The organism is Methanogenium organophilum (assembly GCF_026684035.1).
Lineage (GTDB): Archaea > Halobacteriota > Methanomicrobia > Methanomicrobiales > Methanomicrobiaceae > Methanogenium > Methanogenium organophilum.
On sequence record NZ_CP113361.1, the window covers coordinates 1926853 to 1948092 of the forward strand.

Genomic DNA, 21240 nt, shown 5'->3' on the forward strand with positions numbered 1-21240 from the left:
ATATGGAAGACGTCATTGCGCATTACTATTTCCGTCCTGATGAAAGGACCACCCCTGAAGAGGCTGCACAGGCAATTGCAGAAGAAGAGACAACCGGTACCTGGACTGCCCTTACTACCCGTCAGGATTACGTGAGAAGACTGGATGGCATTGTGGAGAGTGTGGAGAAATCCGGTCGCGGGTATCTTACTCTTATCCGGTATCCAGCTGAGATTTTTGAACCCGGCAATATACCCCAGTATCTCTCGGTTGTCGCAGGCAATCTTTTTGGGTTGGGAAGACTTGAGGCAGTACGACTGACGGATGTTGAGTTTCCTGAATCTCTTGCCCGCTTTAATGGGCCAAATTTTGGCACTGAGGGTGTCAGGCACCTCTTGGGGACCCGTAACCGGCCGCATGTGGGGACCATCATTAAACCCAAGGTGGGTCTGACTCCGGCTGACACCGCACATGTTGCGTATGAGGCTGCATCCGGTGGTGTTGATTTCATTAAGGACGATGAGACACTCACCAATCAGTCATTCTGCCCGATGAATGAACGCGTGGAGGCGGTGATGGCCCGTCTTGATGAGGCGAAGGATGAAACAGGACGGCAGGTCCTGTATGCCGTCAATGTGTCGGACCGTGCAGACCGGATTGTTGAACGTGCAGAAGAGGCGCTTGAAAGGGGGGCAAACACCCTCATGGTCGATGTTTTAACCTGTGGGTACGCAGCACTGCAGGCCCTTGCCGAGGAGCCGGGTATATCTGTCCCCATTCATGTACACCGGACGATGCATGCGGCAATGACACGGAACCCTGAACATGGTATTGCCATGCGCCCGATTGCACGCCTCGTGCGGATGGCAGGCGGAGACCAGCTGCATACGGGTACTGTGAGCGGAAAGATGGGACATAATGCTGAAGAACTGCTTCTGGACAATCGGGCACTGACCGATCCCTGGTATGGCTTCCGGCCTGTTTTCCCGGTTGCAAGTGGCGGGCTGCATCCCGGAAAGGTGCATGCAGAGCTTGCAACCCTTGGAACGGAAATTGTTCTTCAGGCAGGGGGGGGAATTCATGGACACCCGGACGGCACCGCCGCAGGTGCCCGTGCAATGCGCCAGGCGGTGGATGCCTTCCTCGAAGGAATTTCGGCATCTGAATACGCAAAAGATCATGTTGAACTCTACCGTGCCCTTGAACTCTGGGGCACTTCATAATTATTTTTCCTTCGCTGCTGACCGATGGGAATTTTATTCCTGCCGACAAACAGGATGGCATGTACTTCTCTTCCTGCGCATGTTGCAGCTTTTCCAATCCGTCAACGGGTTTTGCAGCATTGCGATGGGATGAGAGTCTCTGGAGAGATATTATGGAAATTCCGTTTGTCAAATTACAGGGTAATGGAAACGATTTTGTGCTTATTGACGAGATGGGCGGGACGGTCATCCCCGAAGAAATGAAAGGGGAGTTCGCCCGTTTCTATTGCGACAGGCGCTTTGGTATTGGTGCGGACGGAGTTCTTTTCGTGTTACCATCTGAATCATGTGACGTGCGAATGCGGCTTTTCCAACCGGATGAGAGCGAGGCGGAGATGTGCGGGAATGGCATTCGCTGTCTTGCCAAATATATCTACGATTACGATTATACCGGGGAAGAGTGCACCGTTGAAACCATGGCAGGGGTTATGGCAGTCAGTATGGCCTACAATGACGAGGGTGATTTTACTGCTACGATTGATATGGGCCCTGCAGATTTTACTTCAGAGGGGATTCCTGCCGAAGGTGAAGGAGAATTTAGTATGGAATACAATGGGTTCACTGTCTATGCAGCAAACACTGGTGTTCCCCACGCAGTAGTATTTGTTGATGATGTCAACGCAGTTGATATCCGTAGGGTGGCACCCGGCATTCGATCAAATCCGGTATTTCCTGAGGGAGCAAATGTGAATTTTGTCCAGTGTGATGGGGAGGACTCGATTACAATACGCACGTTTGAACGTGGGGTCGAAGATGAGACGTATTCCTGCGGCACCGGTTCAACCGCATCTGCAGCTGTTGCCCACCACCTCGGAAAGATGCCTGCCACTGTTCGTGTACAGACACAGGGGGGGCCGCTCGTAATCAGAATGAATGATACAATAACGATGGAAGGGCCGGCAGTTACCGTATTCCAGGGGATTATTCCTCTCTGAACCCTTTCTCTACAATTGAGAATGTTATTTTTGCTCCTTCGGGGCGTGATCGGTGTTTTTCCAGTATTGCACAGCGTTTTGTCTCGTTGCGTTCAAAACGGACAATGACTTTGGACATGTGATGCATATTGGTGCCTCCAAGGCCACGGAGTCTGTCAGTGTTGATGTCGGTGAATACCTGATTTGTGACGATCACAGGGATGTCGTACCTGCGTGCATATCCGAGGAGCATAATAAGTTCTCGTCCCAGACGTTTTTGTGCGTCTCCGCCGCCTCCGTCTTCGGTCCGGTACAGTGCGGTTGCGGAATCAAGAATGATGAGGCCAATTGTTCCTCTGTCTGCAAGCAGGCGTGCACATTCTGCGACTGCATGGTCCTGTCCGGTAAAGTCAGCCGGTTCATACAAGATGAGGCGTTCTGCAAGTGACTCCGCCTCATCCCCCGCAAGCTGGCAGAATCGATCAACAGAGAATCCTTCGGTATCGATGTATATTACATCTTCTCCATTGCGCAGGGTGGCAATGGCAGCGGCCATCGCTGCTGTGCTCTTTCCTGCAGCGGGTTCTCCATAAAACTGGACGATAATGCTTGTCTCAAGTCCGCCGCCAATCAGGTCGTCCAGACAGGGGATGCCTGTGCTCTTCTTTTTCAGTTTTACCATGCTCAGATTTCACCCCGGAGTTCTCTCCAGCGTTTCTCTTCTGCCTGGCGTGTTACGTTCCGCAACGGTACATGTGCTGCTGTTGCCGCCCTTCGTGCCACTTCGTATTCTGCCTTGCATGAAACAGGCTCTGTTCCAATCCAGCCGGTTTTAACAGGTATTGATACACTTTTTCCGTCCAGTGAAATGTCAACCGGTTCCACTGTCCGGGTGACGATACTCCGATGGACTGAGGGAATACACCTGACACCGAGAGTGCCCAGTTCCTCTGAAAGTATTCGGGTGAGATTCCCTGCTTGTGAATGTGTGCAGATGACCCTGATCAGGATGCCAGGGCGACCTTTTTTCATGATCATTGGTATTGCAGATGCATCCCGTGCACCGGCATCCATCAGGCGCCCGATGGTGTAGGCGATGACCTCTCCCGTTGTGTCGTCAACGTTTGTTTCCAGAATATCAATGGTGTCTGTTTCTTCCCCTGTTTCTGATTCACATATCGATGCCCGGAACACGTTTGGCATGTGTGGTGGGTTTCGTGTACCTGCCCCGTATCCGATGACTGTGACCCGCCCTGCATCTCTTGGTATTTCCTCTGTGCACGTTGTCATGAATTCTGCAAGAAGTGCAGCTCCTGTTGGTGTGCAGAGTTCTCGTTCTTCATGCGTGTACCGAATGGGGACGTTTCCTGTTTTGAGGATTGAAAGAGTGGCGGGGGCCGGGAGCGGGTAAATGCCATGTGCACTTTGTATGGTTCCTGTACCGACAGCGACAGGTGTAATCCTGACAGCGTCCGGTGCAAGAGAAAGGAATGCGGTGCATGCACCAATGACATCTGCTATTGCATCATCAGCACCCACTTCGTGAAAGTGTGCATGTGCTCCGTGTATCTCTTCTTCCGCATCCCTGATACGGGTGAATACCCTCACGGCCATGTCCTTCACTGTGTCAGACACATCGGCGCCTGAAACAATATCACATACTTCGTGGAATGACCGTGATGCGGGTCCTGCATGTGTCTCAATCTTCAGTGCCCGGATGCCGCATCTGTCGACAGATGTACATGTAGGAGGGGAGACGACAGATGCCATTGCGTGGGTGACTGCATCCCTGTCTGCGCCGCATTCAAGCAGCGCCCCCGTCACCATATCGCCTGCTGCACCGGAAAATGGGTCAAAACAGAGCACTTTCATAGATACAGTACTTATACCCCGAGAGGGTATATGAAGGTAGGTGACCATTGCCCATGATACTGAATGTTGAGAGTGCATATCCTGAGGACCGGGGCCTTGGGCGATGCAGACTGGACCCTGCAACGATGAATTCCCTGAGACTTGTACCAGGCGACCTGGTATGGCTCAACGGGTCGCGCAGGACTGTTGCAAAAGTCTGGCGAATGCTTGCTGATGACTGGGATCAGGGAAAGGTAAAAATTGATAATTTCACCCGTTCCAATGCTGGAGTGAGCAGTGGGGAGAAGATTGAGGTAACGAAAGTGGAGAGTGAAACTGAGGCGTCCCGTGTCATTCTTGCACCACCGGAAGACCTCTCAAATCAGCCTCCGATTAATTTCAATCAGGCAATGTTGCGTCTCTTAGGATATCCGGTAGCAAAAGGGGACACCGTCCCGGTGCTTGCCGGTCTTCCTTTTATGCAGCAGCAGCTCATTCCCTTCAGGCTTGTAACTGTTGAGCCGGAAGATGCGGTTATCATCACCAAGGATACTGTCATTGAGTTCTCAGATAAACCGGTATCGGGTTTTGACGGGTCCCGTCAGATCAGCTATGAGGATGTCGGTGGACTGAAAAACGAGCTGAAGAATGTGCGGGAAACCATCGAACTGCCCATGCGCCACCCGGAACTGTTCCGGAAACTGGGTATCGAACCGCCAAAAGGAGTGCTTCTGTACGGGCCTCCCGGCACGGGAAAGACCCTCATTGCACGAGCCGTTGCAAATGAGAGCGGGGCGCATTTCATCTCAATTGCAGGCCCTGAAGTCCTTTCAAAATATTATGGTGAGACAGAGCAGCGGCTCCGGGAGATCTTTGAAGAGGCGGAGTCCAATGCACCATCTGTAATTTTTATTGACGAACTTGATTCCATCGCTCCACACCGTGAGGAAGTGACGGGCGAGGTTGAACGTAGGATGGTGGCACAGCTTCTCACTATGATGGATGGACTTGAGGAGCGTGGACAGGTCCTTGTTATCGGAGCCACAAACCGGGTTGACGGCATCGACCCGGCGCTTCGGCGGCCCGGAAGGTTTGACCGTGAGATTGAGATTGGTGTTCCCGATGAAACTGGTCGTCTTGAGATCCTGAAGATTCACACCTATGGCATGCCACTGGAAGGGGAGGTGCACAGGATCTATCTTGAGGAAACGCTTGATGAAATTCCTGAAGAATACCGGGAGGAGGCAGAAAAGCGGTATGAACTTACCGTTGAAGAGATCGAAAGTCAGCGGGAACGACTGATGCAGGACCTTGCGTCGCGCACAAACGGGTTCGTCGGTGCTGATCTGCAGTCGCTTGCACGGGAGGCGGCAATGCGTGCACTCCGTCGTTATCTGCCTGAAATCGATCTGGAGAAGGATGAAGTTCCTCCCGAGCTCCTGAAGAAGATGGAGGTGACATCCCGTGACTTTTCTGATGCACTCAGAGAGGTAAATCCCAGCGCAATGCGAGAGGTGCTCATAGAGGTGCCACATGTGACCTGGCATGACATCGGGGGGGCAGAACGTGAGATTGAGGAAGTCCGCGAGGCAGTTGAGTATCCACTCACGAAACCGGAACGGTTTCTGAATTTAGGTATAGATCCACCGAACGGTGTACTTCTGTACGGTCCGCCCGGCACCGGAAAGACGCTTATTGCAAAGGCAGTGGCACATGAAAGCGGAGCGAATTTTATACCCGTACGTGGGCCGCAACTGCTTTCAAAGTGGGTTGGTGAGAGCGAACGGGCGGTGCGTGAAATTTTCCGCAAGGCACGCCAGGTCGCCCCATCCATCATCTTTTTTGATGAACTGGATGCCATTGCTCCTGCCCGGTCCGGTCTGGACAGTCATGTGATCGAGAGTGTCGTCAACCAGATATTGACGGAATTTGACGGGCTGGAGGATATGACAGGGGTGGTGGTGATGGGGGCGACCAACCGACCGGATATCATTGATCCCGCCCTGATGCGTGCCGGAAGGTTTGATCGCCTTGTGGCAGTGCATGAGCCGGATGCAGACGGCCGCCTCCAGATTCTTTCGATTCATTCCAGGGGTATTCCTATTGAAAACTCAGCAGTAGAAATCCTGGTAAATGGGACTGCAGCCTATGATGAAGGGGGAATTGAGGCACTCTTCAGTGCTGCGGCCGATGCGCACCGGAAAGAGGGTAATAGAAAGGTGAAACTGACTGCAGATGATATATTGTCTACAGAAATCGCAGACACCAATGTAAGTGGTGAGGTCCTTTCCCCCGGACGGCGGCGACGCGCTGTTGCCCGTCTGATAGAAGAGCAGAGAATGGATGTTGAAGACCCCGAACGTGATGCTCTGCTCCGTGAAATCGCTGTGAAAGCAATAAATTACGTGGGCTCGGACCTGGATCTGCTTTGTCGTGAAGCGGCGATGTTTGCAATGCGGGACGGTGCTGCGGCAGTGGGAATATCGCACTTTGAGAAGGCGTTTCTGAAGGTTCGTCCTATGATGAATGAGCGTGTTCGTGAACAGTATGACCGTATTCAGCAATACTTCAAAGGCGGACTCCCCCAGCAGATGCAGGTACACCTACCTGAATACCAATAGTTTTCCTTTTCTTGGGGCATGGCATATTTTTGATGCCATGTCTGATTGTAGAAAAACGGCTGGAACAATCTGTGCCACGTTTGTTTTTAAGACCAGAATAATTATCCTTTAATGTATACAACAATACACTGTAGTTCATCTGAGGTTTTTGTGAATGCCAAACTGTACCACCTTTCTTGATGTCAATGCCCGTTTTGGAGACAAACCTGCCCTTATTCACCCTGCATCGGGGTCTGAATACAGTTACCGTCAGCTTCTGGAACGGGTATGTAGACAATCATCCTGCCTAATTGCCCATGGAATTGTTGCCGGTGACCGTGTAGGAATTTACCTCCCTGCATCACCTGAATATCTCTTCTGGTACTTTGCAATCTGGCGAATGGGTGGTGTGGCTGTCCCGCTCAATAATGTGCTCAGGGCTGATGAGGTGGCATCGCTGATGGAAGATTCTGGCTCCGTGTGTATGATTACTGATTCTGGCGGGTCTATAGAGGTTGAGTCTCTGGTTAGAGATGGCAGGATCACAGCTGAAGTTATTGTAACCGACACTCGCTCATTTGAAGAAGAATGCCGCTCTGTTCCGTTAATCTCACGTGCCTGTAATTGCAGACCGGATGATCTCTGTCAGCTTCAGTACACATCCGGTACCACCGGAAAACAGAAGGGGGCAATGCTCACGCATGCAAACTGGATGGCAGCGATGGACAATGAACGTGAAGTACTTCGGTACCGCGAAGATGACGTATATCTTGGCATCTATCCGATGGCCCATGTCGGGGTGTCCTGGGGGATTTCAGCTCTGCGTGCCGGTGCAACCTGGGTTGTTATGGATCGTTTCTCCCTGGATGAGTATGTTCGCCTTACAGAGACATATCATGCCACTGTTGTTGCAGGGATGCCGCCTGTCATTCATTCCCTTCTTCGGACTCCTCCGGGGACAGAGGAACGAATGTGTTCAGCACGGGAAATGATAAGCGGTGGCGGGCCCCTCCATCCAAGCATATGGAAGGAGTTTTTTTCACGGTTTGAGATTCCGGTAGTTAATGCCTACGGTCTTTCCGAGACCATTGTGGTGGGTACCGGGACTGCTATCCGTCCGGAAGATTATGAGTCTGCAGATGAATTTAGGAGTGTGGGCATGCCGGTAGGATATACCGAAGTGAAGATCGTTAATACTGAGGACCCGGATACTGAATGTGATGTGGGAGAGGTTGGCGAGATTGCACTGAGAGGGCCTGCGATTGCCTCCGGATATTGGGGGATGGAAGAGGAGACGCAGGCAGTCTTCCTTCCGGATGGATGGTTTTTAACAGGAGATATTGGATATCTTTCTGAATCAGGTATGCTTGCTATAACGGACCGGAAGAAGGACATGATTGTGATGTCGGGCTGGAAGATTTATCCCACCGAGGTTGAGAAGGCACTCATCAACCATCCTTTGGTTGATGATGTTGCAGTCTTTGGGGTGCCGGACGTTCATCGAGGAGAGATTCCGTATGCAGCAGTGGTACTCGTACCTGGTGCCACTCTCACGCTCGCTGAACTACAGGAATATGCCCGTGAATATCTGGCAGGCTACAAAGTGCCAAGAGAGATGGTTATCGTAGAGGAACTCCCTCGTGTTGGGGGATGGAAACTGCTGCGTCGGGAACTCCGGGAAAAATATGGTCCCGATTGAATGAATATTTCCTTTTGGAACTGAGAGATGGTCGTGCTCTTATAGCATAATTTAATATTTTTGAATCTCCATTGTTTTGAAAATGCCTGTAGATATTGAAGAGGTTGAAATCACTGATCATAAAAAGGTATCAACAGGTATCATTGGTCTTGATTATCAATTGGGGGGTGGATTTCCTGAGGGTTGTGTTGTTGTCATTCAGGGGTCCCCGATTTCAGGAATTGAAAAGATTGCGGAACAGTTCTGGAAAGCAGATGTTGAGACGACTGGTAGCGATGATAGTTGGTACCTGATATCAGACGGTAGTCCATCTGATGGTATGACACCGGTAAAGCCGGAAGAGATGGCTGATACCATAGCAAAGTCTCAGGGGAAACGGTATGTGATTGATTCCCTTTCGAGTTTGATTCGCAAAGAGGGTGTTGATGCGGCAATTTCAATTATTAAAAACATCGGGTGGCCGATAACACAGGAGGGAGGGAATATCCTGCTTCTGCTCTATGACGGTGTTCATATACCGGAGGATGAGATTGCTGTTATCCGGTATGCGGATGTTTATATTCACCTTGTCGAAGAACGTCATGGGAATGAAATTGAACGAAAAATGGAGATTGGAAAGCTTAAAGGTGCAAATGTTCCAAACCGACTTTTTCCTTATAACATTACGGAAGAAGGAATTGATTTATCAACAACGGCACGCGTTGTCTGAATAAATAAATCACAGTTCCTGCCTGCATTGATCTGCAGCAAGGACCATATTCTCCAGTTTTTTGAATGCGCCTTCCCGGGAATGCATACGCAGGCCACAGTCGGGGTCAATAAGCATTGATTCAGCACCGAAGATGTCAATACCTTTTGTAATACGTTCTGCGATGACTTCCACACTCTCGACTTCCTTGTCTGCTGAGTCTACACACCCGAAACCAATTTTCCTTCCTTTAAGATCTGAACGGGACAGAACTTCCAGGTTGTCAGGGTTGTTTGCGAATTCAAAGTCAAGGATATCAACCGGAAACCGGAGAATTTCATCGATGCATCCTCTGACATTTCCACAGACATGCATGCAGGACGGAATGGTCACTTTATCGACGATAATACTCACCGCTTCGTGTGCAACGCTCAAATCCGCGGTCCCGGTGGAAAGAATGGGTTCATCCATCTGAAGTATGGTGACTCCTGCATCGGCGAGATACCGTGCTTCCTGTGCAAGCGCCTGTGCCAAGTCAGGAATCAATTCATTTCTGTCCCGGTATACCGGTGTTTTCAGTGCCAGTCCATGGGCGAGGGTAGACGGGCCCGTGAGAATGCCTTTCACCGACGGATGACGTGATAAAGCATATTTTACCCCCGGCAGGGTGATTGGTTTGCCTGCCGGATGAATCTGTCCGGTGACATCCTGGCCCTTCACCCCTGGCAGGAAGTCTGCAATCAGTGCAATCATATCCCTGCCGACCTGCCCGTCTGAGATGATATCAATTCCTGCGGAGATCTGGTCGGACACCGCAATCTCACGAGCCGGTTTAAGCGGGTCCAGAAGTGCCCGGAGGCCCCCCGACCCGACTACTGCAGGATAACTCCCGACAACCGTGGTCGGGAGCGTTTTTTCAGATATCATGGAGTTACGCGGTGGCGGTCACGTGGGAAGAGGACCGCTTCCCTGATATTTGGCAGGTCCAGCATTGTCATGATGAGGCGCTCCATCCCAAGGCCCCAGCCTGCATGGGGAGGCATACCATATCTGAATGGCTGGAGATAAAATGAGAAACTCTCCGGAGAGAGGCCTTTGGCTGCAATCTGGGTAGTAAGAAGGTCATGTTCGTGGATACGCTGTGCTCCGCTTGAGAGTTCCATTCTCGGGTGCATCAGGTCAAAGGCCTTGCATATTGACGGTTCGTCCTCGTAGGGCATGGCGTAGTAGGGTTTTATCTCCGTCGGCCAGTCGGTGATGAAGTAGTGCTCTCCCATCTCTTCTCCGATTGCCCGCTCAGCGGCGGTTGAGAGATCATCTCCATAACCAATCTCCTCTTCAATGGAGAGTGCTGCAATATCAATGGCCTCAGCATAGGTTATGCGTGGGAATGGAGTATTTGGGATTTCAAATTCCGCCCCGAGAGCTTCCAGTGCCGGTCCGCACGATTCTGCAACAGAGGTATATGCACGCACAATTACCCGTTCCAGAAGGTCCATCACATCGTTGTGGTCTGCAAATGAGATCTCCACGTCAATGGATGTGGCTTCATTCAGGTGGCGGGTGGTATTATGTTCCTCTGCCCGGAATATCGGGGCAATCTCATAGACTTTTTCAAACCCTGCAGCCATCATCATCTGCTTGTAGAGCTGAGGACTCTGGTTCAAAAATGCCTCTTTTTCAAAATATGCAAGTGGGAAGAGTTCTGTTCCGCCCTCTGTTGCCGCTGCAACAATCTTGGACGTGGTGATGTTCGTGAATCCTTCTTCATAGAAAAGGTTGCTGATTGCGTGGGTAACAGCGCTTCTAATCTGGAAAATTGCTGCAACACGGGGGCGGCGGGCATCCAGGTAGCGGTTGTCAAGGCGTGTGTCAATTTCAGCCGGGACTTTCTCGGATACATCAAGCGGCAGCGGACTCTCTGCGCGTGATATGATCTCAAATGTCTCAGGAATCAGTTCGCGGCCGCCCGGCGCTTTTTCTGTTGCTTTCACAGTGCCTGTGACACGGACGACAGACTCACGTGATGCCTCTTTGGCTGCAGCAATAACCGCTTCCGGAGCCTTCTTTTTTACAATCGTCACCTGAAGAAACCCAGTTCTGTCACGAAGGATATAAAATGCCAGACCTCCGAGGTCACGGACTTCATTGATCCATCCGATAACAACTGCTCGTTCACTTTCCGGTGTTACATCTGTTATAGGTATTCTCATGGACAAATCTGGTATACTATCTGTCCTTAAAGAGTAAGTTATTTTTCTCCTGCCCGTGCCGCTGTGTCATTCAGCAATACAAAGATTAATCTCTCCTCTATGAAAGAAATCCATTGATAGAAGAGATGTTTTCCACAATTCTTGTTGCAACGGATGGTTCTTCCGAGTCTTTGAATGCAGTGCATGCTGCAGCAGAGGAAGCACTGAGACATGATGCTCGTCTGCATGTGATTTGTGTCACAAATCCGGGTGCATTGGAGTCGATGGTTGTCAGTCCACAACCGGATGCTATTGATGTAAATTATGAACTGATCACTGAATATCTGGCTGAAGAGGCAAAAAAAGCGCTTGGTGATGCAGAGAAAGAAGCAGAGAATGTTGGTGTCTCTGTGACATTGCACCCGGTATGGGGAGACCCCCGGCAAGAGATACTCCGGTGCGCTGAGGAAGTCGGTGCAGACTGTATTGTGCTGGGTTCCACCGGAAAGACGGGTCTTGAGGCACTTCTGCTGGGTAGCGTAAGTTCTGCAGTTGTGACGCATGCCCGGACAAATACCTTGGTTGTGCGGTTAAAATGAAGGAATAACATAATATGGGTTTTTTCAGGCGGTCCGAACCCACACTGGAGCAGTGTATTGAGAGTCGTGAGTATCAATGCATTGTCCGATATTTTCTAAAAGGAATTGGGGGCGATGCTGCAACGGCCCTTCGTGCTCTTTTGATACTGTCTGAGAGGGACCCGCAATCGGTTGCAGATGTGCTTGACAGTCTGAGTGCTGGTGATATGAAGAATGCTGCACTGGGAATTGTGCAATCCGGGGGGCCAGACCATCCGGCTGTTTTTGCGTTGGCGAGACATGTCGGCCCCGAGATGGGGCGCGCTCTTGGTCGGGCCGCTATCAGATGCGGTGATGATGCATTTGACGCAATCGTGACCGGTACAGGCAGTCAAGATCGAAACACAAGGCTTGGGGCAATTTTTCTGCTTGGATATATTGGGAAAGCGGGAATTCCGGTGTTAAAAGAGAAATTGTATCACACAGATGGGGAAGAACAGCGTACAGCAGCAACCTGTCTTCGAAGTCTTGACTGGGCACCGGAAAAACCTGAAGAAAAACCTGTTTTCTTCTATTTATGTGAGGATTGGAATGAGCTTCTACTGCTAAAAGAACATTCTCTGCCTCTTCTCTTCTCCCTTGTGAAAGAGAATGATCCGGATCTCAAAAGGCATGCTATACAGACTTTAGGAGAAATAGGAGACAGACGTGCAATATCTGTCATTCTGCCGTGTGTGGATGACCGTGATCCCGAAGTTCGTATTGCCGCAGTATCTGCAATTGCCCGGTTTGACTCTCCGGATACTGAACGGCTTCTGGTCAACGCCCTGAACCACAATGATTCACAAATTCGTATTGAGGCTGCACATGCATTAAAACGGAAAGGCTGGATCCCGAAGACACGCAATGAACAAATCCGCTCTACTATCGCTGGTGGAAACTGGGATGCCGTTAAGGGGTTCGGTGGAATGGTCGTTCCCGATCTCATCCGGGTTGTGCGTACCGGAGATAATGAATGGCAGGGCGCAGTACATGCCCTAACAGAACTGGGTCCTGCTGCAGTACAGGAGCTTAAAGGCATTCTCCCTTCCCTCCCGGAGTCACAGCAAAAAACGATTATTAGTATCTTTAGGAAATCTGAAGAAAAACATCGTTTACGGCGTGAAAATATCCATATATTATATCATGCAGACGGTGAAGAGCAGCGTAATGCGGCCAGATTCCTGCACCATCTTGGCTGGACTCCGAAAAACCCTGATGAAAAACCGATGTTTTTCTTTTTGTGTGGCGACTGGGATGAGCTTATTGGGCTAAAAGAAAAGGGGCTCTCCCTTCTATTATCTCTGTTGAAAAAGGATGACCCTGCACAGAGAAAGCATGCCCTACAGGCGCTGGGTGAAATAGGTGATAGTCGGGCAGTGCCTGCTATTCTGTCTCATGTGGATGACCGTGACCCGGAAGTCCGTATTGCCGCTGTCTCTGCACTTGCGTGCTATGATACTTTTGAAACAGAGCAGCTTCTGGTGCGTGCTCTGCAACATGATGATTCTCAAGTCCGTATTGATGTGGCACATGCACTTAGACGAAAAGGATGGGCTCCCCGGACACAGGGAGACCAAATGCGTTATACCATTGCCCGCGGAAATTGGGATGCAGTCATAAAGCTCGGTGTTCCGGTCATTCCGGATCTCATTCGTATTGTGAGTACTGAGGATAATGAATGGCCGGGTGCAGTATATGCCCTGGCAGAACTGGGTCCTGATGCAGCACATGAACTGCAGATGATTCTTCCGTCACTCCCTAAATCGCAGCAAAAAGCTATTGTCAGTGTCTTTAGGAAATCTGAGGAAAAACATCGTTTACGGCGTGAAAACATTCAGAAATTATATCATGCAGACGGTGAAGAGCAGCGCAATGCAGCCAGATTTCTGCACAATCTTGGCTGGACTCCGGAAAACCCTGATGAAAAACCGATGTTTTTCTTCTTATCTGATGACTGGGACGAACTTATCGGACTGAAAGAACGTGCGCTCCCCTTTTTGCTCTCTCTGGTAAAGAGGGATGACCCTGCTCAGAGAAGGCGCGCCCTACTTGCGCTGGGCGAAATAGGTGATAGTCGGGCAGTGCCTGCTATTCTGCCGTGTGTGGATGACCGTGACCCGGAAGTCCGTATTGCCGCTGTCTCTGCACTTATGCACTTTGATACCGCGGATTCACTACAGCGTCTGGAAAAAGCACTGGGGCATGCGGATTCACAGGTTCGTATTGATGCGGCGCATGCACTGAAACGACATGGATGGACTCCCCGTACACGGGGGGATCAAATACGGTATACCATTGCCCGCGGAAACTGGGATGCAGTCATAAAGCTCGGTGTTCCGGTCATTCCGGATCTCATCAGGATTGTGCGTACCGGGGATAATGAGTGGCCGGGCGCAGTATATGCTCTTGCGGGACTGGGTTCTGATGCATCACAGGAACTGGAGAATATTCTCCCCCCCCTCCCTGAATCTCGGCAAAAGGAGATTGTTAGTCTCTTTAGGAAATCTGAAGAAAAACACCGTTTAAGACGTGAACAGAATCAAAAAATGCAGGAGGCTGAGAAGGAGATGATTCCGGCGACAGAAGAGGTCAAAGGTCCCTCCGAATCTGAAATGCGGGAAACCCAGAAACGGGTGCTTGAAGGGTTTAAATGGCTCAGACTGCAGAAGATTGCAACGGAGCAGATCTATGCAATTATCAAAGAGGGAGTGGAAGTCCACAATATCTCCTTTGAGATGGCGGTTGCTGCTTTGTCTTCGAGGGATGAAGCTATCCGCGCTGCTGCAATTGACGTGCTTTCCATGAAAGGTGAACGTGCCTATTCGTATATCATGAAGGCTGCCTATGACAGAAGTCAGATTGTGCGGACCGCAGTTGCAGATGCCCTCGGGTCTATCGGACAACCATCGATGATAAAGATGCTTTCTCTGCTTTCGAAGGATCCTTCGGTTGAAGTACGTCTTGCTACCGTTAGGTCTCTTGAGATAATGAACAACGACCGGGCGTTCCCGTACATCCTGAACCTGTTTTCTGATGAAGATGCGGTGGTTCGTGGTGCTGCAGCGCATGCGGCTGCAACATATGGGCAGTTTGGTCTTCCTCTTCTTATCCAGTCACTTCAGAGGCAGGGCCCCGATATCCGCATTGCTGCGGCGACGGCACTGGGAGAAATATGTGATGTCCGGTCACTGGAATTCCTTATTCCCCACCTCGAAGATTCTGATAGCCGTGTGAGGGAAGCAATACGGGCAGCAATAGTCATGCATGATTATCGTGCCATTGAACCGTTGAAGATTTTTATTGCAGGAGCAGAAGGGGAAGTGAAAAATGCCGCTCTTCTGGCACTGTATGAGATTGATCCCAGCCTTGCAGGCGAGGATGGTGCAGATATCCATCTGTTTGAAGAAGCCTTTGCTGCAGCTGAGAATGCTGATGCAATCATTGGTTTTCATCCTGAAAGAAGAGCGGAATCTTCAGATGGCACTCCTCCCTTCAATGCACCGCCATCCGGAGATATGGTTGATGAGGTCTATGATTCACGGAATGTCTGTATGGATTCCCACATATGTGAAGAACTGGTGATTCGTATTGAGGGAGGGGATGAATCTCTGTCCTCTGCTCTTCTGGTTGATCTGTATGACGAAGACAGCAGTCTGAAACGGGACCTAATCTCTGCAATGAAGGGGAGTGACAGAGCGTTTGCGATGCATGCCGCAACCCTTTTATCTAAGATTGGCTGGTCTCCGGAAGACGCTGAGGAAGAATCGCTCTTCCTTCTTGCAACCGGGAAAACAACTCTTCTGAAAGAGGGAGGGGCCAAAACCGCACACATTCTTCTGGAACTGGTGCCCACAATGCCGTCTTCTGTGCAAAATACGATTGTGGAAATTTTCCTATCAATCGGTGGACGAGATGGTATTTTCGGTCTTGCTCATATTGTAACGGGTGGTTATGGTGCAATTTCTGATAAGGCTGCAGAGTCACTTGCAGAGATGGATGCAGGTGCAATACCGTTCATACGTGAAGCTGCTTCCTCAAAGGATGATGATGGAAAGCGGTGTCTGGAGAAGATCATTCAAAAAATTGAAAGATGATGATACTATGATTATGAACAAAGGCGCCATTTTTGGACTACCACGGCGCGGATTTATGCGTGCAGTTCTGGTTTTGCTTGCTATCTGGTGGTTTATTCTCCCTGTTGCCGCTTTCACCATTACTACCGGTCCTTCTCTCACACCTGGAGAGCAGGTGGTACTGGGTGAAGCGGTCACCGCCGATATTGAGATAATCTACGACGTTTCGTCGATGAATGAGTTCATAACCGTCTATACGGACCTGGGGTCTGCATCGTGGGATGCGGTTATCATTGCTGATGACCGTGAAATGCCGATTGGTACACGCAGTGGCAGATATCTCACGGTAACAGGCTTTGAATTATATAATCCCGGTTCGTCTGTTACCAAACTGCGTGTTCATCTCGAAGGGATTGTCCCTGAATATCTGACGGGTACCAGTCAGGTAGACGTGATCACCATCGAACATATCGCAGGAGACGGGTCAACAGTACTTGATTCCGTATCGGAGACGATTCCCATCATTGACCTCGCAGCAGTGGATGCAATGCGGACAGAGACCGAAAATGACCTGGCACGTTTTGAAGAAGAGATCAATGTTGCCTATGTCGCAGGGATGGATACTTCTGCAGCCGAGGGGGTGGCGGCAGATGTACGGGATCTCATTGATGGTTCCCGACAAATGGATATTCGAAATGCCTATGCTGCACTCTCTGAGGCTGATTCTGTTCTGGATGCTGAATTCTCAGCGCTTACGAACTCTGTAACCCAAAACCATTTTCAGAATGCCCGTAGAATGATCGCTGCAATTGAGCCCGCAATAGCAGAGTACCGCGATGCCGGAGGTGTCGATGAACAGGGAATTCTTGTTGTCCTCTCATATCGCGATAATGCTGAGATGCTTCTTGTTCTGGCAGATGAGAAGAATATCTCTGGTGATGAGGAAGGGGCACAGCAGTATGCGGTGAATGCCTATAATAAAGCGGACAATGCAATGACATACCTTGCGGGCATGTGTTCAGATGCAGGACTGACAATCGGAGGATATACAGCTGGTGCCGTTGTTACCCCTTCTTCATCTCCGACATCTTCTCCCACGCCCGTTCAGACGGTATTAGGTTTTGATTTTCCTGACTCACAGCAAATTGAAGGGATTCAGGAGATTGATATCGAAGGAATCTTCGGATTTTTCCAGGTCATTATTGATGGGTGTATGGGTTTTGTCGATTTCATTCAAAACGTTGCAGAAGCATTCTCGGATATTGGAAATTAGCGGGCATACTCTTTTTTCAGGCCTTCGGTGAGTGCCATTATGTCCCACGCGAGGGAATCCCTCCGGCTGCGTGAACCCATCCGTGTATCTACGGGGAGGGCACCGTCAACGTGGAGTGGGTCATGTATATCGATCAGGTAGAGATCCGTGAATGAAGTATAGGCAGGGCATTCGCCCACAGTATCCTGAGTATATACCCGTGTGTCCTGGGCCATGCTCCGTTCGCTGGTAAACGGGACGAATGAGATGACGGGGACGTCCCTGAGAACTTCTGGTATTCCTGAACACATCAGCGCGGGCATGATGCCGGTGACAGGCCTGCCGGGACCAACTATCACAACGTCACTGTTTTTGATTGCTTCAATTGATTCTGCGCTTGCATGAGGGACATTGCCTGGCGGGGCATGAACAGCGCACGCATGGGTGTCATCACTATATGACGTCCTGTATTGGGCGAGTGAAGTCTGTCCGGACGGGGTGGTGACTGACCATTCCCCGATATCATCGGTGGCGGGTAGGATTTGTGCCATAATGCCATAGGTGCGGTTGATGGTGTTTGTCACATTCGTGAGGCGTTCATCTTTCAATCTTTCTGCCCGTGAGATGTGCAGGGCACGTTCCTGGTCCCCCACTCGTTGTGGTTCATCTGTTCCGAGGCGTTGGAGGGCGCGGTGCGTCGTGCAGGTATCTCCCTGAATACCCTGCCATGTTTTCGTGTTGAGGATACCTGCGAAGAGAAATGTCAGTGTGTCGATATCCGGAGCAGCGCAACCGCATGGCGACTCCCTGGTATATGCTGAAGGAGTGATGACGGTAATTGACGGGTCATCCATGAAAGAACGAAATCCCGCAATGAGACGCGCTGATTTCCTGCCGGCTGAGATGAAGGTGATCATGCTTCTTTCATGACCTCCCCCTTGTCTGGTGATGATGTGTCCTGAAGGAGAGAATATCTGTGGTCGAAATCTCCAATGACATAGAGCGAATAGGTGCGCAGGAATGTCACAAACGGAACACTTGCCATCAGGCCGCAGAAGGTTACCACGGCAAAATATATGGCAAAAAGAAGAGCCAGTGACGTCAGGGAGATGTTTTGTGGCCCTCCTGCTGCCATTAGTATTCCCATCAGGGGGATGCCCGCTCCGATTCCTACAATGACCAGAACCAGAGAGAGGATAATACTCACACAGACGGAAAGCACGAGTTTCATGACGGTGTAGAGCACTGCTTCGGTTTTTTCTCTGCTGAACAGATACAGGCATTGTTTCCATCCTGAGAGTATACCGCATTGGTCGACGTTCATAATGGGGACAACGAAATCTGTTGTCAGCATGAGGATGATAAGGTATGGGATCAGGAGAATGAGCATCAGCATGGCAAAGGTCAGAACTCTTCGCGCAAATACTGCTCCCAGGGCTGTAGTGCCTGCAAGGGGAGCCAACAGAAGATATGCAAGACCCAGACTGAGTCCAAAAAAGAAGGTTGATGATATAAAGAGGAAGGCGAAATACCGGATCCCAGGCCCGGTACTCTCGCGGAAGTATGTTCGTATCCGGATATTGTCCGCTCCCAGTGCCTTTATAAAGATGAACTGGAATATTCCATTCAGGAAGAGGTATATGAGGCCGACGCCGAGCAGAATGCCCCCGATGATCAGCAGAGCTGAAATGAGGGCATCTGTGTTCTGAGGAATTAGGGAGCTGAGATACGTTCCGTCACCCAAATCTTCAGGAGAAAGCGTTCCGGTAGAAAACTGCACACCACCTGCTGCTCCTCCGGCAAAGAGGGCAATGAGCGCAAGACGGAGCCAGATCCCTGCGTCAAAGGGAATAAGGATGGATCTTGTCTTTGCTATTGCACGGTCAATCTCACGAAATGCGTAATGGTCCTGTGTCATGAATTCCTACGGTCTTTTTCTGTGTCAATAATCTGCTGAATGTTTTCTGCAAGTGTTTCAGCTGCCTCAATGTCTGTCATGAGTGTGTCCAGACGGATGGCCCCGTCTATGGGGACAGGATCACGGATGTCCTGAATAAAAATGTCTGTGAAATCCCGGTAGAGATCGTAGGTGGCTTGCCCGTTTGGTGCCATATCCCATGCCATCATCAGTTCTGCGGCAGGGCCGCTTACGGGGGCATCCCCGATAAACGGACTTATGACTATTACAAACTGGTCTTTGAGTGCGTCTTTTACCCCTTCGCATTCAAGGATGGGGGATATGCTTGTGACCGGATTTGACGGGCCGATGATCACGGCATCAGCATCACGGATTGCCTGCAGTACCTGTTCGGTTGCACTCGGCTGTGCACTGCATCTTCGGATAACCGCATCGATAGGTACTGCTCCCCGGTGTCCGACCCAGTATTCCTGAAAGTGCATCTCAGTCCCGTCACTCTGAATACAGGTAGTCACTTCTGTGTCGCACATTGGTAGAATGGTTGCGTCGCACTGGAGGCGGGTTGAGAGATGTTTCGTTGCCTCAGTCAGAGTCATCCCTGCGCGGAGCATCTCTGCGCGTGCGATATTGACTGCACGGTCCCGGTCACCGAGGGTTACCGGTTCGGGATATCCGATTTTTTCCAGGAATGCACTGGTGGCTGTGGTATCATCTTCAATTCCCCACCACCTCTTTGTATCAAGAAGGTCTGCAAAGAGGTACATTACCGTATCAAGGTCTGGTGAGAGGTGACTACCGGAGAACCACATGTCCTCTGCTGTGTTTACTATTATTGTCATCTCATGGTCTTCCATGAGTGTCCGGTATCCCCGCATGAGTTTCGGGGTACCGGTCCCGCCGGAGAGGAATGTTATCATGTCACACAATAGTTTTATCACCAAATATATGTTGATTCTTAACTGAAGGCAGAGATGAAGACAATAAAAGACCCTGTACACGGGCATGTCCGTGTATCTGACGACCTCCTCCCCCTTCTTGATGCCCCCCACGTCCAACGCCTCCGGTATGTCCGGCAGCTTGGTTTTTCTCATCTGGTGTATCCCGGTGCGAATCACTCACGATTTGAGCATTCTGTGGGGACGATGTATCTTGCAGGTACTATGGCCCGCGAACTTGGTTTTGATGATGCGGAATGCCGTCTTGCAGAGGCAGCCGGCCTCTTGCATGATATCGGCCACGGGCCGTTTTCGCACGCAACAGAGCCTCTCCTGAATGAATTTTGTGGGAGAGGGCATGATGACATTGCACACCTTTTAATTGAGGATCTGGGTCCTTCTCTCTCGAAGGCGGGTGTTGACCCGGACGAGATTGCTGCGATGGTAGATGGGAGTCACCGGTATGCAGGGATCATTCACGGTGATCTTGATGTTGATCGGATGGATTACCTGATGCGCGATGCGCATTATACCGGTGTGCCATACGGCACGGTGGACCCTGACCGGCTGATTCACAGTAGTGCAATAAATGAAGAATATGGTCTCTATCTCCGTGAGAACGGGATTCATTCTGCAGAATCTCTGCTCCTGGCACGGACACTCATGCGCCCCTCGGTATATTATCATCATGTGTCGCGGATTGCAGAATCAATGATAGTGATGGCGAGTTTTGCACATGCCACTGCAATGGGGGAAGAGGCGTACCACGAGCTGGTGCGGATGGACGATTTTGCTTTTATCGCCGCCCTTCTCTCTTCGCCTTCAAAGGAGGCTGTCAGTCTGACCCGGGGAATCCTTGGCCGCCGCCTGTATAAACGTGCCGTATATGTGGGCCAGGATCAGGTCAATGCTGAAGGGTATCGGGAAGGTGTCTCTGTAATCCGGTCACGGGAAATTGCGGGCGCTATTGCTGCAGAGGCTGGAATCGATGAGATAACGGTTCTTGTGGATATCCCGGCGTTCCCCTCTGAGATGCGGATGGGAGTCAGGGTCGAAAACCATTATGACCTGAAATCACTGGAAGAGCTGTCTCCCCTCCTGACCGCCCTTAACAAGGCCCGGAAGGGGCAGTGGCGACTGGGAATTTATACCGTGCCCGGTCAGCAGGAGGTAGTTGCGGATGCGGCAGGCAGGGTATTATCGATCAAAAAGCCAACTAAGCAGGACAAACTAATCCTATAGGCAGGCAGTTGTTGT

Annotated in this window: 16 protein-coding genes; 9 read left to right on the top strand and 7 right to left on the bottom strand. The window is 50.6% G+C overall.

Annotated elements, in window-relative coordinates; all coding sequences use genetic code 11:
* Positions 1-2 precede the first annotated feature (2 nt).
* Both OU421_RS09530 and dapF read left to right on the top strand, forming a co-directional pair.
* Positions 3-1202, top strand: coding sequence for a RuBisCO large subunit C-terminal-like domain-containing protein (locus OU421_RS09530; RefSeq protein WP_268185866.1), 1200 nt, complete (start codon positions 3-5; stop codon positions 1200-1202).
* A gap of 152 nt (positions 1203-1354) precedes the next feature.
* Entirely contained in the window at positions 1355-2176 is an 822-nt protein-coding gene (dapF, locus tag OU421_RS09535; RefSeq protein ID WP_268185867.1) for a diaminopimelate epimerase, read from the top strand.
* Here dapF and radB read toward each other — a convergent pair.
* Positions 2163-2837: a DNA repair and recombination protein RadB gene (radB, locus tag OU421_RS09540; RefSeq protein ID WP_268185868.1), complete on the bottom strand. Its 675-nt coding sequence runs from the start codon at positions 2835-2837 to the stop codon at positions 2163-2165. The two genes, dapF and radB, sit on opposite strands and share 14 nt — an antisense overlap.
* A 2-nt stretch (positions 2838-2839) precedes the next feature.
* Positions 2840-4027, bottom strand: a complete 1188-nt coding sequence (larC, locus tag OU421_RS09545) for a nickel pincer cofactor biosynthesis protein LarC (RefSeq protein ID WP_268185869.1) — start codon at positions 4025-4027, stop codon at positions 2840-2842.
* Positions 4028-4074: 47 nt separating this feature from the next.
* Between larC and OU421_RS09550 the strand changes: the two genes are divergently transcribed.
* The 3 genes from OU421_RS09550 (at position 4075) to OU421_RS09560 (ending at position 9014) form a co-directional block, all read left to right on the top strand.
* Entirely contained in the window at positions 4075-6627 is a 2553-nt protein-coding gene (locus OU421_RS09550) for a CDC48 family AAA ATPase (RefSeq protein WP_407659729.1), read from the top strand.
* Between the two features lie 154 nt (positions 6628-6781).
* Positions 6782-8305, top strand: coding sequence for a class I adenylate-forming enzyme family protein (locus OU421_RS09555; RefSeq protein ID WP_268185871.1), 1524 nt, complete (start codon positions 6782-6784; stop codon positions 8303-8305).
* Between the two features lie 82 nt (positions 8306-8387).
* Complete coding sequence (locus OU421_RS09560) at positions 8388-9014, top strand: RAD55 family ATPase (RefSeq protein ID WP_268185872.1); 627 nt, start codon at positions 8388-8390, stop codon at positions 9012-9014.
* A 9-nt stretch (positions 9015-9023) separates the two neighbouring features.
* Here OU421_RS09560 and OU421_RS09565 read toward each other — a convergent pair whose 3' ends face one another.
* Positions 9024-9920 carry a methionine synthase gene (locus OU421_RS09565; protein ID WP_268185873.1) on the bottom strand — a complete coding sequence of 299 codons (897 nt, stop codon included), beginning with the start codon at positions 9918-9920 and terminating at the stop codon, positions 9024-9026.
* The gene (aspS, locus tag OU421_RS09570) at positions 9917-11206 is read right to left on the bottom strand and encodes an aspartate--tRNA(Asn) ligase (protein WP_268185874.1); all 1290 of its coding nucleotides are present in this window, start codon (positions 11204-11206) and stop codon (positions 9917-9919) included. Before aspS ends, OU421_RS09565 begins: the two co-directional genes overlap by 4 nt.
* Positions 11207-11319: 113 nt before the next feature.
* On the opposite strand from aspS, the gene OU421_RS09575 reads away from it, so the two are divergent.
* The 3 genes from OU421_RS09575 to OU421_RS09585 are packed head-to-tail and all read left to right on the top strand — an operon-like array spanning position 11320 to position 17151.
* Positions 11320-11784, top strand: coding sequence for a universal stress protein (locus tag OU421_RS09575; protein ID WP_268185875.1), 465 nt, complete (start codon positions 11320-11322; stop codon positions 11782-11784).
* Positions 11785-11798: 14 nt separating this feature from the next.
* The gene (locus OU421_RS09580; RefSeq protein ID WP_268185876.1) at positions 11799-15899 is read left to right on the top strand and encodes a HEAT repeat domain-containing protein; all 4101 of its coding nucleotides are present in this window, start codon (positions 11799-11801) and stop codon (positions 15897-15899) included.
* A gap of 7 nt (positions 15900-15906) precedes the next feature.
* Positions 15907-17151 carry a hypothetical protein gene (locus OU421_RS09585; RefSeq protein ID WP_268185877.1) on the top strand — a complete coding sequence of 415 codons (1245 nt, stop codon included), beginning with the start codon at positions 15907-15909 and terminating at the stop codon, positions 17149-17151.
* Here OU421_RS09585 and OU421_RS09590 read toward each other — a convergent pair.
* From OU421_RS09590 to cofD, 3 genes are read right to left on the bottom strand one after another with little or no spacing between them, the layout of a single operon-like run.
* Positions 17148-18047 (bottom strand): 2-phospho-L-lactate transferase CofD family protein, encoded by a 900-nt coding sequence (locus tag OU421_RS09590; RefSeq protein ID WP_268185878.1) that lies wholly within the window; start codon positions 18045-18047, stop codon positions 17148-17150. The two genes, OU421_RS09585 and OU421_RS09590, sit on opposite strands and share 4 nt — an antisense overlap.
* On the bottom strand, positions 18044-19048 hold the full coding sequence (locus OU421_RS09595; protein ID WP_268185879.1) for a DUF7544 domain-containing protein: 1005 nt from the start codon (positions 19046-19048) through the stop codon (positions 18044-18046). Before OU421_RS09595 ends, OU421_RS09590 begins: the two co-directional genes overlap by 4 nt.
* Positions 19045-19965: a 2-phospho-L-lactate transferase gene (gene cofD, locus OU421_RS09600; protein WP_268185880.1), complete on the bottom strand. Its 921-nt coding sequence runs from the start codon at positions 19963-19965 to the stop codon at positions 19045-19047. Before cofD ends, OU421_RS09595 begins: the two co-directional genes overlap by 4 nt.
* A 54-nt stretch (positions 19966-20019) precedes the next feature.
* On the opposite strand from cofD, the gene OU421_RS09605 reads away from it, so the two are divergent.
* Positions 20020-21225 carry an HD domain-containing protein gene (locus tag OU421_RS09605; protein WP_268185881.1) on the top strand — a complete coding sequence of 402 codons (1206 nt, stop codon included), beginning with the start codon at positions 20020-20022 and terminating at the stop codon, positions 21223-21225.
* Positions 21226-21240: the final 15 nt, after the last annotated feature.